The sequence below is a fragment of the Streptomyces clavifer genome (assembly GCF_036345975.1).
GTDB lineage: Bacteria > Actinomycetota > Actinomycetes > Streptomycetales > Streptomycetaceae > Streptomyces > Streptomyces clavifer.
In genome coordinates this window covers 1,523,914-1,537,252 of record NZ_CP107793.1, presented here as the reverse complement: position 1 = coordinate 1,537,252, position 13,339 = coordinate 1,523,914, and the positions used below count along the sequence as shown (strand labels likewise).

Genomic DNA, 13,339 nt, shown 5'->3' with positions numbered 1-13,339 from the left:
CCCGCCGTTCAGCGGGCGCTCAGAGGTACAGCCCGGCGTTCGCCCCCGCGTCCTGCTTCGGCACGGACGCGGGGGCGCTGCCCCGCCGCAGCGCGTACAGCTCCGCGAGCGTCGCGCCGTCACGGCCGATGCCCTCCTCCGTGCCCAGCCAGGACACCGACTCCTCGCGCGTCAGCGAGCCCACCTCGATCCGGGCCAGGCAACGGCCGGGGCGCACGACCGCGGGGTGCAGCCGCTCCAGGTCCTCGTTGGTCGTCACCCCCACCAGCACCTTGCGGCCCTGGCCCAGCAGGCCGTCCGTCAGGTTCAGCAACCGGGACAGCGCCTGGCCCGCCGTGTGCTTCGCCTCCCCGCGGATCAGCTCGTCGCAGTCCTCCAGGAGCAGCAGGCGCCACCGTCCCCCGGCCGAGCCGTCGTCCTCGCCGATGGCGATGTCCGTGAGGTAGCCGACGTCGTTGAAGAGCTGCTCGGGGTCGAGTACGCAGTCGACCTGGCACCAGTCGCGCCAGGACCGGGCGAGGGTGCGCAGCGCGGAGGTCTTGCCGGTGCCCGGGGGGCCGTGGAGCAGGAGCAGCCGGCCCGCGATGTCGTCCGGGGTCACCTTCATCAGCCGGCCCATGGCATCGGCGACCGGAGCGGTGTAGTTGGCGCTGATCTCGTCCCACGTGCCGGCGGTGATCTGCCGGGTGGTGCGGTTCGGGCCGCGTCGCGGGGAGACGTACCAGAAGCCCATCGCCACGTTGTCCGGCTGCGGTTCCGGTTCGTCCTGCGCGCCGTCGGTCGCCCGGGCCAGCACCTCCTCCGCCAGCTCGGCGCTGGTGGCGGTGACCGTGACGTCGGCCCCCCGGTTCCACCGCGAGATCAGCAGTGTCCACCCCTCGCCCTCGGCGAGCGTGGCACTGCGGTCGCCGTCGCGGGCGGCCCGCAGCACCCTGGCAGCCGGTGGCATCAGGGTCGCCCCCGAACGCACCCGGTCGAGGGTCGAACTGTGCGAGTACGGCTGCTCGCCCGTCGTGAAGCGGCCGAGGAACAGCGCGTCGACGATGTCGGACGGCGAATCACCGTCGTCGACGTTGAGCCGGATCGGCAGAGCGGACTCGGGGTTGGCAGACATGGCGCCCATGATCCGGCACAGCGGCAGCCCGCGCACCCAGGTTTCGACAGCCCGCCGCGTCCCCCTCGGCCTCGGGGGCGGGCGGCCGGACCCACGGACGGGCGACCGCGCCTGTCCGTGGGCCCGGCCACCCCCGCGTCAGGCCGGACGCGCCGACGCGGATCCGTCGAACGCGCGTCGTGCCCGGCGTGCGCCGCGTACGACGGCGAACCCCTGGCTGAGCGCCCGGTCCACGAGGAACGCACGGGTGACCGCCCGCCCCTCGACCAGCCGCGCGAACGCGGCGGTCCCGGTGCTGCGCCGGACCGTCACCCGCTCCAGGGCGTACGGTCCCTGGCGGCGGCGCGCCAGGCCGTTGCCCACGGCGAGGGACTGGGCGAACCCCGCCGCCCGCACCGCGTGCCGTACCCGGCGGCCGGAGTAGCCGTACGGGTACGCGAAGGAGACCGGACTCCCGCCCAGCTCCCCGGTGATGATCTCGCGGCAGCGCACGGTCTCGGCCCGCAGCGCGGTGGCGTCGATCTGGTCCAGCTGGGGGTGGGTGTGGCTGTGACCGCCGATCTCCACCCCCGTCGAGGCGATTTCGCGCACCTGGCCCCAGTCGAGCATCGTGTCCGGGGCTCCGCCCTCGTCGTGCGCACCGCGGAGCCAGCCGGTGGAGACGAAGACAGTGGCGACGAAACCGTGTTCGGCCAGCACCGGCAGGGCGTGGCGGTGCACCCCCTCGTAGCCGTCGTCGAACGTGATCAGTACCGGCCGGGGCGGCAGCGGCCGTCCCAGACGCCAGCACTCGCCCAGCGCGGCCGTGGTGAGCGGGGTGAAGCCGCGCCCGGCGAGGATCTCCATCTGCGCCCGGAACGCGCCGGGCGACACCGACAGGCCGTACACGGCGTCGGCCGGCCGGTGGCCCACGGCGTGGTACATCAGGATCGGCACGGCCGCGCTCACCCCACCTCCTCCCGTGCGGCGGGGGCCGGCTCGCCGCCCCGGGCGGACCGGCCGACCGCCGGCACGGTGAAGGCGGGCCCGGCGCGCCGGGCCCGGACGGTCCCCACGGCATATCCGGCCGCGGCGGCCAGGACGCCGGTCAGGATGGCGCCCGCCCGGCCCGCGCCCCCGGGCCGGCCGCGCAGTGCGTCCCGCAGGCCCCGCAGCACCCCGGCCGGGAGCACCCGCGTGGTGTAGCGGCGCTCGGACTCGAGCCCCTTGCCCACACCCGCACTTCGGGAGACCAGCGCCTTGGAGAGCCCCTCGGCGTACGTACGGGTGCGGAAGTAGCCGAACCGCTCCCGCACCGCGGGGACCTTGTGGTGGATCACCGCGCGGTCGTCGGTCAGCAGCACCGCGCGGGGGAGCGCCCGGGCCAGCCGGATGCACAGCTCGGCCTCCTCCCCGCCCAGCGGACGCCTGCCGCCGTCCCGCCCGATGCCGATGGCGAAGCCGCCCGACGCGTCGAACGCCGCGCGCCGGAAGGACGCGTTGCCGCCGAGGACGTTGCGGACCCGGACCCTGCCGGGCGGCAGCCCTCGGTACGTGCATCCGACGACCCAGTCGAACTCCTCGGGAAACCACACCGGTCTGATGCCCGAGGCCCAGGACGGCAGGGTCCTGCCGCCGACGGCCATCACGTCCGGATCGCCGTAGTTCCCGTCGAAGTGGCGCAGCCAGTCGCGCTCGGCCACCGCGTCGTCGTCGAGGAAGGCGACGATCTCGCCCCGGGCGGCGGCGATGCCCGTGTTGCGACCGGCCGACAGTCCGCGGGGGCCCGCGTTCGCGAGCACCCGCACTGTCCCGGGGCCCCCGTATCCGCCCGAGCTCGTGAACTCCTCGTCCAGACGCGCCAGCAGAGCCGGATTGTGGTCCACCACCAGCAGGATCTCCGCCGCGGGCCGGGTCTGCGCGCGCACCGAACCGACGGCCGCGAGGATGTCGTCCCAGCGGTCCTCGGTGTAGACGCAGACGACCACGGAGAAGTCACGCCCGCTCACAGCACCGGCCTCCGGCCGATGACGGCGGGGACCGCCGCCCGGCGCCCGGTACGGCGCACGCGCTTCTCCCGGAGGATCACCTTGAGCACCCGGATCCCGTCCCGTACGGCGCTGAGGTTGCTGACCCCGTGGATCCGGTTGTACTCGTGGCTCGGCACCTCCTGGACCCTGAGTCCCGCCTTGACCACCCGGATGTTCATCAGGGTCTCGATCTCGAAGCCCGTGCAGTCCAGGGTGATCCGGTCCAGGCAGTGCTTCCAGAAGGCGTTGTAGCCGTAGCAGAGGTCGGTGTACCGGGCGCCGAACTTGCGGTTCACGGCGGTGCACAGCGCCCAGTTGCCCAGCTTGCGGACCGGCGTCATGTCGTCCGTTCCGCCCCCGTTGGCGAAGCGGGAGCCCTTGGCGAAGTCGGCGCCGCCGACCAGGGCCGAGACGTAGCTGACGATCTCCTGGCCGTCGGCCGAGCCGTCCGCGTCGACCATCACGATGATCTCGCCCGTGCAGGCGGCGAAGCCGCTGATCAGGGCGTCGCCCTTTCCCTTGCCGACCTGCTTGACGACCACGACGTCCGGGCGCAGTTCACGGGCGACCCGGACCGTGTCGTCGGTGGAATTCCCGTCGACGAGCACGACTTCGTGAATCCAGTCGGGCAGGGTCTTGAACACATGGGGGAGATTCTCCGCCTCGTTCATGGCGGGGATCACGACACTTACCGGCGGCGCTATCGCGAGATGGGAAGAGATCGGTCGGTATTCGCTCTCCATTTGAGCGATTTCGATCCCTTCGGCGGCGGATCTGTTCGAGGAAGGCAGAACTGAACTCATGACTCATTTCCCTCTCGTCCGGTGGACGGCCCGCCCCCGGGCTGTCCGGATAAAGGTCCGGTTCGAAAGGGGGGTTCTCACCCCGGCCATGACGGCATACCACTCCGAGCTGGCTGGATGAGCTGGCACAACTGGCCGCACGGCGGCCGACTCGACTGAGTACGGCCGCTGGGCACGGCACCCCCCTACCGCGCCCCGCTCCGATATCCACCGTGGCTGCCCGAGCCCTCCCCGGCGCCGTACTGCGTGATGGATCGTCGCGGGTGGATGTACGACGGTATTAACGATGGGAACTGTATGGCAAGACCCGCACCACGGTCTCGCATTTCTGGGATTTTGACCGGACTGTCACCTACGGGCACGGAATTGCGACTTCCCGTTCATGTGTGCATTCCGGATCTTCGGGAGTCGCGCCGACAGGTGAATGATCAGGGCGGAAACGGATATGATCAGCACTCCATTCCGCGCCGACCTGCTGTTCAGGGCCGAGCGGGTCCGTGCCGTCGGGGAATTGACGGCCGGTGACCCGGCGGCCGGCCCGTCCACTCCATACCCCGCAGCCCCACGGAGAAGGCGGCCGACGGAGTTGCGAAGAGGTGAATGAGCGCGAGAGGCGCACGCAGTGGTGAATCGATACCGCTGAGCGCCGGAGCCCCGCCCACCCCCGCCACTGCCGCGGCGCAGGCTGCTGGAAGCGGCGCCGCGTGTGCCCGAAGTGACTCCGGATCATCGGCGATGATCCGGGTCGAGGGCTTTGCTCCCCCGTGCTCCGGATGCCCGACTTTCATGTGAGGGAGCGCCAGAGGGGCGCCAAGGGGCTCTCGTGGAACGTTCTTGGCATGAACACTTCCGAAATTGGTGCCGGGACTGCTACCACGGAGTAGGCAGAGATCCTGCCCAAGGAGGTTCCATGAAAATGTCCAGACTCGTGGCGTTCTCGTCCTCTCTCCTGCTCGGCACCGTTCTCGCTCTGACGGGCGCCGGCGTCGCCAACGCCGAAGAATCCGTACAGGCGGTCGACTACGTGGCGCTCGGCGACTCCTACTCCTCCGGTGTGGGAGCGGGCAGTTACGACAGCGCCAGCGGCAACTGCAAACGCAGCACCCGGGCGTACCCCGCGCTGTGGGCTGCGGCCAACGCGCCCGCCTCGTTCGCCTTCACCGCGTGCTCGGGGGCCAGGACCGGTGATGTCACGGCCGGTCAGCTCGCTCCTCTCGACTCCTCGACCGACCTCGTCTCGATCTCCATCGGCGGCAACGACGCGGGGTTCGCCGACGTCATGACGACCTGTGTCCTGCAGTCCGAGGCCACCTGCCTGAGCCGGATCGCCACCGCCCGCGGCTACGTCGACTCGACCCTGCCCGGCAGGCTGGACTCGGTGTACGCGGCGATCAGCGCCAAGGCGCCCGCCGCCCGCGTCGTCGTCCTCGGGTACCCCCGCTTCTACAAACTCGGCGGCAGCTGCCTCACCGGTCTGAGCGAGAAGGAACGCACGGCCATCAACAGCGCGGCCGACTACCTCAACGCGGCGACCGCCAAGCGGGCCGCCGACCACGGCTTCACCTTCGGCGACGTCGCCCCGACCTTCACCGGGCACGAGATCTGCTCGGGGAGCGCCTGGCTGCACAGCGTGAACTGGCTGAACATCGGCGAGTCCTACCACCCCACCGCAGCCGGACAGTCGGGCGGATATCTGCCCGTCCTCAACGCGAAGGCCTGACCGCACCCGCGCACGCGTCCGCACCGCACGTGCCTGCCCACACACCCACGTCCTGAGCCGCACCCCCGCACGCGCCCGTACCGCAGGCTGCGCGCCCGACCGCGAGGGGAGGAGGTCCCGGTCCGCCGGGGCCTCCTCGTCCGCGCAGGCGTCGCCCTACAGCGCCCGGACCACCAGTCCGAGGACGAGCAGGGCCACGACCGCGAGGGCGACGGCCAGCAGTGCGCCCACCCGCACGCTCCGGTCCGCCGGGTGCGTGGCGGCGTCCGGCGCCCCGGCCGGTTCGCCGGAGGAGCCGGAGGGGCCGGGGCCCTCGGGGGCCGGAGCAGGTGGTCCCGGCGGTTCCGCGGTCCCGCCCCCGGCCGGGCCCGTCCCGCCCGCGGCCAGGATCCGCAGCCGGTGCTCGGCCTCCTCGGCGATGAGCCGCTCGGCCGGGTCCTTGCGCAGCAGCCCCTCGATGACGGGAGCGAGCGGACCCGCCCGACGGAACGGCGGCGGCTCCTCCTCGACCACGGCGCGGAGGGTGTCCGCCGGAGCACCCCGGCCGAACGGGGTCCGTCCCTCGGTGGCGGCGAACAGAAGCACACCCAGTGACCACAGGTCGGATTCGGGCCCCGGCGTGCGCCCCAGCGCACGTTCCGGAGCGACGAACTCCGGCGAACCGATCGGCTCACCCGTACCGGTGGGTGCGGACAGGTCCCCGGCCGCGGCGATACCGAAGTCGGTCAGCATCACCCGCCCGTCGTTGCCCAGCAGTACATTGCCCGGTTTCACATCGCGGTGCAGCACCCCCGCCCCGTGTCCGGCGCGCAGCGCCGCGAGGACCTCCGCGCCGATCCGGGCCGCGCGCCGCGGGGGCAGCGGGCCGTCGGCCTCGAGCACATCGGACAGGGCGAGACCGCGGACCATCTCCATCACGATCCAGGGCCGGGAATCCTGCACGGCCACGTCGTGGACGGCGACGGCGTTACGGTGCGAGATGCGGCCGGCCGCCCTGGCCTCCTGCTCCAGCCGGGTGTGCAGCCGCCCGACGTCGGCGGGGGGCAGCCCGGCGGGCGTCCGGACCTCCCGCACGGCGACCTCGCGTCCCAGCACCTCGTCGCGGGCGCGCCACACGATGCCCGCCCCGCCCTCGCCCAGCAGCCCGAGCAGGCGGTAGCGGTCCGCGACCACGCGGTCGTTGCTCGATACATCGTTCACGGTGATCCTCCCTCAGCAGCGGCGTGCAGTACGGACGAATCCCCTCCAATTTAGCTCAACCCCGCCCGGAGTCCGCCGAGTTCGGTAACGGGCCGTCAACCTCCGTACACGTGCGGGCAATCCTGCGGGCGGGATACACGAGTGTCGTCACGGGACGATAGGGTTAACCTGCCCGGGCCGGGTGCCCTCGTACGGGTGGGGAGTGACATGGAACAGATAACGATGCGCAGCAGGCCGCGTGTGCCTGCCATCACGTGTGGGAGCAGTGCGACCAGTTCGCGCCTCGATCGCCATCTCGCGGTGCTGGGCGGCCCTGCCGTTCCGCAGCGGGAGTCCGCGGAAGCGACGCTGCTGATGCTCGAGCTGACCTCGCGCGACGCCGCGCACACCCGCAGGAGCAGGGGCGCGCGTGTCTCGCTCTTCGCGCCGCTGCGGCGACTGCGACGCTCGCTCTTCGGCAGCCGCCGCTGATCCCACGTCACGACTGATCCGGCCCACCGCTCAGGGCCGAATCCGAGATCACTCCGTCCCGGCGCAGTGCTGCTGTCTGTTCGTCCGTCATCCCCAGGGCCCGCAGCGTTGCGCCGGTGTGCTCACCCAGCGCCGGTACGGCACCCATCGGCGTCTGCGCCCCACCCGGCAGTGTGATCGGGGGCAGCAGCGCACGCAGCGGCCCCACCGGTGACTCCACTTCCCGCCACCGGTCCCGCGCGGCCAGCTGGGGATGGGCCGCCACATCGGCGACGGTGTTCAACCTGGCGCAGGCGATTCCCGCCGCGTCCAGCCGGGCCAGCGCCTCCTTCCCGGTCAGCCCGGCGAGCGCGTCGCCCACCACCGCGTCCGTCCGCCCCCGGTTCGCCGTCCGCGCCGTGTTCGTCGCGAAGTCGGGATCGTCGGCCAGCCCGGGCCGCTCCAGCACCTGCTCGGCGAGCCGCCGCCACTCCCGGTCGTTCTGCACGGAGAGCAGCAGCTGTTCCCCGTCCGCGGTGCGATACGCGTCGTACGGGGCGATGACCGCGTGCGCGAGCCCGGTGCGTGCCGGAGTCGTGCCCCCGTGCATCCCGTGGTGCAGCGGATGCCCCATCCACTCGGCCAGTGAGTCCAGCATCGAGATCTCCACCGGGCCACCGCGTCCCGTGGCCGCCCGCCGCAGCAGAGCGGCCAGCACGCCGGAGAAGGCGTACATCGCCGCGGCGATGTCGGCGGCGGGCACTCCCGCCTTCACCGGCTGCTCCGGAGTGCCGGTGACCGATACCAGGCCCGCCTCGCACTGGACGAGCATGTCGTAGGCGCGCTTGTGCGCGTACGGCCCTCCGGCGCCGTATCCGGAGATGTCCACGGCCACCAGCCGCGGATGAGCGGCGCAGAGGGTGGCCGCGTCGAGGCCGAGACGTGCGGCCGCACCCTGTGCCAGGTTCTGTACGAACACGTCGGCGTCCGCGACGAGCCGGCGCACCAGGTCCAGGCCCCGTGGGTCCTTGAGGTCGATCGCGACGGATTCCTTGCCGCGGTTGCACCAGACGAAGTGCGAGGCGAGCCCGTGCGCGGCGGTGTCGTAGCCACGGGCGAAGTCGCCGCCGTCGGGACGCTCGATCTTGATGACCCTGGCGCCGAGGTCGGCCAGCTGCCGGGTGGCGAACGGGGCGGCGACGGCCTGTTCGACGGCGACGACGGTGACGCCGTCCAGGGGGAGGGGCTGCGTGGTGCTCATGGGCACCGTGCTTACCGTGCACGCGGCGCCCTTGTCACCCCCTGCCGCCGCCGGCGTACCGCCGGACCGTCAGCGGGACGAACACCGCGAGCAGGACCGCCGCCCACGCCAGTGTTCCCGCGACGGGGTGTGCGGACGGCCAGGCGGCGTCCGCCACCGGGGCCGCGTTGCCGAAGAGGTCGCGGGTGGCCGCGGCCAGGGCGCTGATCGGATTCCACTCGGCGACCGCCCGCAGCCATCCGGGCATGCCGTCCGTCGGGATGTACGCACTGGAGAGCAGCGGAAGGACGAACGTCGCGCTGCCGACCTGACCCGCGGCCTCCTCGTTGCGGATCAGCAGGCCGAGCCAGTAGCCGGCCCACGACGTGGCGAACCGGAAGAGCAGCAGCAGCCCGAACGCTCCCAGGGCCGCGGCGGCGCCGCCCTCGATCCGCCAGCCGGCCGCGAGTCCGACGAGCGTCAGGGGGACCAGGCCGACCGCGGTGGTCAGCAGTTCGGAGGCGGTGGCGCCGAGCGGCACCGCGGCCCGGCTCATCGGCAGCGTACGGAAGCGGTCCATCACCCCGCGGTCGCAGTCCTGCGCCGCCATGAACATGCCGGTCATCAGCCCGTTGGCGGCCGTCGCGGCGAGGAGCCCCGGCACCAGGAACGCGCGGTACTCCTGCCCCGGTACGGCCAGTGCGCTGCCGAAGACGTAGCCGAAGAACAGCAGCATGGTGATCGGCATGGTCTGGGTCAGGATCAGGACGCCGGGCGCGGCCCTGATCTTCTGCAGGTGGCGGCCGGTCATCGCCAGGCCGTCGGCCGGCAGGGTGCCGCCCGCGGCGGGCTCCGGGTTGTGCTCGGGGACCAGGGTCGTGGTGCTCATGCCGCCGGCTCCTTCACCGTGTGGGTGTCCTCCCGGCCGGTCAGCCGGAGGAAGGCCTCGTCGAGGGTGGGCGGACGCAGGCTCGCGTCCATCACGGGGACGCCCGCCGCGTCCAGTTCGCGGACGATGCGGGGCAGGGTCAACGTGGGGTCCGTGGCGACCGCGCCGACGGTGCGGTGCTCGTGGTCGAGCACCGGCTCCGCGCCGGTCAGCTGGTCGAGCACCGCGGCCGCGGCCCCGAGCGCCGACGTGTCGGCGACGACGACCTCCGCGTAGGCGCCGATGAGCGCCTTGAGTTCGGCCGGGGTGCCGCGGTGCGCGGCCCGGCCCCGGTCGATCAGCACGATGTCGTCGGCCAGCCGGTCCGCCTCCTCGAGGTACTGCGTGGTGAGCAGGACCGTGGTGCCCCGCCCGGCCAGCTCGCGGACGGCCGCCCAGATCTGGTTGCGGCTGTGCGGGTCGAGTCCGGTCGTCGGCTCGTCGAGGAAGAGCACCTGCGGGCGGGTGAGCAGGCCCACCGCGAGGTCCAGGCGGCGGCGCATGCCGCCGGAGTAGGTGCGGGCCGGCCGGCCGGCGGCCTCGGTAAGCCCGAAACGCTCCAGCAGTTCCTCGGCGCGTGCGTGGCCCGCCGCGCCGCGGTAGCGGAGCAGCCGCGCGAAGAGCCGCAGATTCTGCCGTCCGGAGAGCTCGCCGTCGATCGAGGTGCTCTGTCCGGTGACGCCGATCGCGGCGCGCACCGCTGCCGCCTCCCGGACCACGTCGTGACCGGCGACCCGGGCGCTGCCGCCGTCCGGCCCGGTCAGCGTGGTCAGCACCCGGACGGCTGTGCTCTTGCCCGCGCCGTTCGGCCCCAGCACGCCGCAGACGGTGCCCTCGGCGACGGCGAGATCGAGTCCGCGCAGCGCGTGGACGTCTCCGTAGCGCTTCTCCAGACCTTCACTAAGTACAGCGTACGTAGTTTCCATGGGTCCACCGTAGCGCACTACGTACGGTGTACGTAACTACGATGGTGGGAGAGGTGGTGATCGATGGTGGGGCGACCCGCTGTACCCGAAGTGATCTGGGCGCGCCCCGAGCGTGCGGGGCGCGGGCCCAAGCCCGCATTCAGTCGTGCCGACATCGCGGCGGCGGCCGTGCGCATCGCGGATGCGGAGGGCCTCGACGCCGTGTCGATGCGGAAGGTGGCCGCCGAGCTCGGCTGCGGCACGATGTCGCTCTACAACTACGTCCCGCGCAAGGAGGACCTGTACGAGCTGATGTTCGACGCGGTCAGTGCCGGCTACGACCTGCCGGAGAAGCCCTCCGGCGACTGGCGTGCCGACATCCTGGCCCTCGCCCACCAGGCGCGCGCGATGATGCACCGTCACACCTGGGTGCCCCGGCTGATGTCCCCGGTCTACGGATTCAGCCCGAACGCCCTGGCCTACCTCGAGTACGCGCTCAGCTGTCTGGACGGCTTCGACGCCCGGTTCGGCGAGAAGATGGAACTCATCGCCATGGTCAACGGCGTGATCACCACCTACGTGGCCAACGAGATCGCCACGGCGGAACGCGGCCGCTCGCTCCCCTGGTCACCGGAGCAGGAACAGGAGATCCGCACCCGCTACCTGATGAGCCAGATCGCGACCGGCAGGTATCCGCGCATGGCGGCCGGATTCGCCGAGGACCCCGGACCGATCGACCTCGAGGGGGTCTTCGACCGGGCTCTCGGCCGGGTGCTGGACTCGTTCGACAGGTAGCCGGTATCCGCCCGGAGCCGCCGGGCCGGGCCGGAAGCCGCCCGGCCGCCCGGGGTCACAGCAGGGCGAACTGCCCCTCGGGGCCCTCCTCGTGGTGGTCCAGTACGGAGGCGGGCCGCCGCGCCGACGCGGGGACGGGTAGCACCCCGGCCCCGCGCAGCCCGTCCCGGGTCGGCCCCGGGTCCCCGTCGAGCCGGTCCCGCAACGCCGCCTGCCGGGGCGCCAGTTCGCCGAGCAGGGCCAGGACCGTGATCAGTTCGAGCAGCTCGGAGGTCCACTCCTGCGGCCAGCCGGGCGCCCGCACGGCCGCCAGGCCCTCCGCCCCGTCCGGTGCGGTCCGGCGTGCGAACCAGAGCTCCAGCATCCGCATCCCGTTCACCCGGAACTCCCAGGCCCCGGCGGGCACGGGGGAGACCCGGCCGGCGCCGAGGGCCAGTGTCCCGGTCGCCGGGTCGTAGTCCAGTCCTTCGGGCCGCGGCGGGATCGCCGCCCGCACATACGGGCGCCGGCCGCCCGGCAGCCGCGGGCGCTCCCCGCCGTGCGCCCCGCGCAGCTGAACCCTCAGCAGCTCCCGGCCCAGCGCCACCCCCTCCGCCCACAGGGCGCCGTCCGCCGGCAGCGGTACGACGGGGCCCGCCGCGGAGGGGAGGGCGGCGGCCAGGGTCCAGGCGAGCACGGACTCCGCACCTGCTGCGTCCCCGTACCGGGAGCGCAGCAGGTCCGGCAGGCCGGGTGCGAGATTGGGCTCCTGCGCGCCGGGACGGCGGTAGAGGGGCCGTATCCGGCCGGGGCGGCCCGCCGGTGCGTGCCCGTCGGGCAGCAACGCCGTCACGGACAGGGCGGGTCCGCCGCCCCGCGGCACGTACCCGTGCTCGACGGCGAACAACTGGTGCGCGTCGGCGACCCGCCACAGCTCGGGTCGGGCCGCGTCGATCAGCCGGTGGTCGGGGATCAGCCAGTGCTCGTCGAAGGGGCCGTGCAGGATGCGTACCGGCTCCGGATACGGCCCCGGGTCCCGGGCGAAGCCGCCCGTGCCGGTGGGCCGGCCCGGCAGCGCGGCGGCCGGGGTCAGCGGCGTACGGGAGCGGCTGGGCCGGAACAGGCGCTCCTGCTCGGCGCCCTCGGCTCCCGCCAGCAGGTCCCAACGGGCCCGCAGGGAGGCCGCGTCCGGGGCCGTCACCCAGGAGCGGCCCGTCCTCAGGGGCCGTACGGACCAGGGCATGAGGTCGTCCAGCAACGGGGGTGCCGCGCCCCCGCCGGCTCCGGCCGCCACCCGTGCTGCCACCGTGTCGTCCTCCCCGTCGCCACGTCCGCCGCCCCCGGCATCGTAACGGCGGCCGGGCCGTGGCGGCGGGCCGCCGTCAGTGCGCCTCCACCGTCACGGAGAAGGAGAAGCGGTCCCCGCGGTACCGGATCCGTGCCACGTCCACCACCCGGCCGCCCTCGTCGTACGTCACCCCGGTGTAGTGCAGGATCGGGCTGAGCAGCGGGACCTGGAGCAGTTCGGCCGTGGCCGGGTCGGCGAGGCGGGCCTCGACGGTGTCCGTGATCCGGGAGATCCGTACGCCGACGGCGTCGCGCAGCACCTTGGTCATCGGCCACCGCTCCAGATCGGCCACGTCGAGCCGGGCCGCGATCTCGGGACGCACCGAGTTCTCCGCCCAGTTCGTGGGTTCACCCGTGTCGTCGTCGCAGCGCAGCCGGCGGTAGTTGACCACTTCGGGGCAGTCCGGGAAGAACTCGGCGAGGTCCCCGGGGACGGCGGCCGGGCCGTGTCCGAGGACGGTCGTCCGCTCGCCCGACTGCTGGGCGACGATCGCGTCGATCGACCCCAGCAGCCGGACCGGCGACACCCGCCGGGCGCGCGGCTCGATGAAGGTCCCGCGCCGCCGGTGCCTGCTGATCAGGCCCTCGGACTCCAGCTCCTTGAGGGCCTGGCGCATGGTGAGGACACTGACGCCGTAGTGCACGGCGAGCTGCTCCTCGGTCGGCAGCCGGGGCGACGCGTCCTGGGGCCGGCCCAGTATGGAGGCCCGCAGCGACTGCGAGACCTGGTACCACAGGGGCAGCTTCCGGTTCAGCACCAGGGAGTCGGGGGCAAAGGCGGGCGTGTGACGCACCTCGTTCACCTGATCCATCCGGTTCACCTGGACTCTCTCCGCAGGGCCGGCCGCG

At 73.0% G+C, this 13,339-nt stretch carries 13 protein-coding genes; 3 read left to right on the top strand and 10 right to left on the bottom strand.

Features of this window, described 5'->3' with window-relative positions:
• Positions 1-19: 19 nt before the first annotated feature.
• The 4 genes from OG927_RS06470 to OG927_RS06455 all read right to left on the bottom strand — a co-directional run bounded on the left by OG927_RS06470 (position 20) and on the right by OG927_RS06455 (position 3,866).
• Complete coding sequence (locus OG927_RS06470; protein ID WP_057573597.1) at positions 20-1,114, bottom strand: DUF5925 domain-containing protein; 1,095 nt, start codon at positions 1,112-1,114, stop codon at positions 20-22.
• 138 nt (positions 1,115-1,252) lie between these two features.
• Entirely contained in the window at positions 1,253-2,038 is a 786-nt protein-coding gene (locus OG927_RS06465) for a polysaccharide deacetylase family protein (protein WP_209471351.1), read from the bottom strand.
• Positions 2,039-2,058: 20 nt separating this feature from the next.
• On the bottom strand, positions 2,059-3,102 hold the full coding sequence (locus OG927_RS06460) for a glycosyltransferase family 2 protein (RefSeq protein WP_124282846.1): 1,044 nt from the start codon (positions 3,100-3,102) through the stop codon (positions 2,059-2,061).
• Entirely contained in the window at positions 3,099-3,866 is a 768-nt protein-coding gene (locus OG927_RS06455; RefSeq protein WP_241192018.1) for a glycosyltransferase family 2 protein, read from the bottom strand. The genes OG927_RS06460 and OG927_RS06455 overlap by 4 nt, the downstream gene beginning before the upstream one ends.
• Positions 3,867-4,836: 970 nt before the next feature.
• Here OG927_RS06455 and OG927_RS06450 point away from each other — a divergent pair.
• Positions 4,837-5,646, top strand: coding sequence for an SGNH/GDSL hydrolase family protein (locus tag OG927_RS06450; protein WP_330319830.1), 810 nt, complete (start codon positions 4,837-4,839; stop codon positions 5,644-5,646).
• A 156-nt stretch (positions 5,647-5,802) separates the two neighbouring features.
• Here OG927_RS06450 and OG927_RS06445 read toward each other — a convergent pair whose 3' ends face one another.
• Entirely contained in the window at positions 5,803-6,846 is a 1,044-nt protein-coding gene (locus OG927_RS06445; RefSeq protein ID WP_408058043.1) for a serine/threonine-protein kinase, read from the bottom strand.
• A 207-nt stretch (positions 6,847-7,053) separates the two neighbouring features.
• Between OG927_RS06445 and OG927_RS06440 the strand changes: the two genes are divergently transcribed.
• Positions 7,054-7,317, top strand: coding sequence for a hypothetical protein (locus OG927_RS06440; protein WP_079099361.1), 264 nt, complete (start codon positions 7,054-7,056; stop codon positions 7,315-7,317).
• Between the two features lie 7 nt (positions 7,318-7,324).
• On the opposite strand, the gene OG927_RS06435 is transcribed toward OG927_RS06440, so the two are convergent.
• The 3 genes from OG927_RS06435 to OG927_RS06425 are packed head-to-tail and all read right to left on the bottom strand — an operon-like array spanning position 7,325 to position 10,390.
• Positions 7,325-8,557, bottom strand: coding sequence for a CaiB/BaiF CoA transferase family protein (locus OG927_RS06435; protein WP_056786290.1), 1,233 nt, complete (start codon positions 8,555-8,557; stop codon positions 7,325-7,327).
• A 34-nt stretch (positions 8,558-8,591) separates the two neighbouring features.
• Entirely contained in the window at positions 8,592-9,425 is an 834-nt protein-coding gene (locus OG927_RS06430; protein ID WP_403089122.1) for an ABC transporter permease, read from the bottom strand.
• Complete coding sequence (locus tag OG927_RS06425; RefSeq protein ID WP_056786296.1) at positions 9,422-10,390, bottom strand: ATP-binding cassette domain-containing protein; 969 nt, start codon at positions 10,388-10,390, stop codon at positions 9,422-9,424. Before OG927_RS06425 ends, OG927_RS06430 begins: the two co-directional genes overlap by 4 nt.
• Before the next feature lie 63 nt (positions 10,391-10,453).
• Here OG927_RS06425 and OG927_RS06420 point away from each other — a divergent pair, with 63 nt between their 5' ends.
• Positions 10,454-11,164, top strand: a complete 711-nt coding sequence (locus OG927_RS06420) for a TetR/AcrR family transcriptional regulator (protein WP_056786299.1) — start codon at positions 10,454-10,456, stop codon at positions 11,162-11,164.
• A 55-nt stretch (positions 11,165-11,219) separates the two neighbouring features.
• Here OG927_RS06420 and OG927_RS06415 read toward each other — a convergent pair whose 3' ends face one another.
• Together OG927_RS06415 and OG927_RS06410 are read right to left on the bottom strand one after the other, a co-directional pair.
• On the bottom strand, positions 11,220-12,449 hold the full coding sequence (locus OG927_RS06415) for a type ISP restriction/modification enzyme (RefSeq protein WP_274922916.1): 1,230 nt from the start codon (positions 12,447-12,449) through the stop codon (positions 11,220-11,222).
• Positions 12,450-12,525: 76 nt separating this feature from the next.
• Positions 12,526-13,302, bottom strand: coding sequence for a GntR family transcriptional regulator (locus OG927_RS06410; protein ID WP_241191970.1), 777 nt, complete (start codon positions 13,300-13,302; stop codon positions 12,526-12,528).
• Positions 13,303-13,339: the final 37 nt, after the last annotated feature.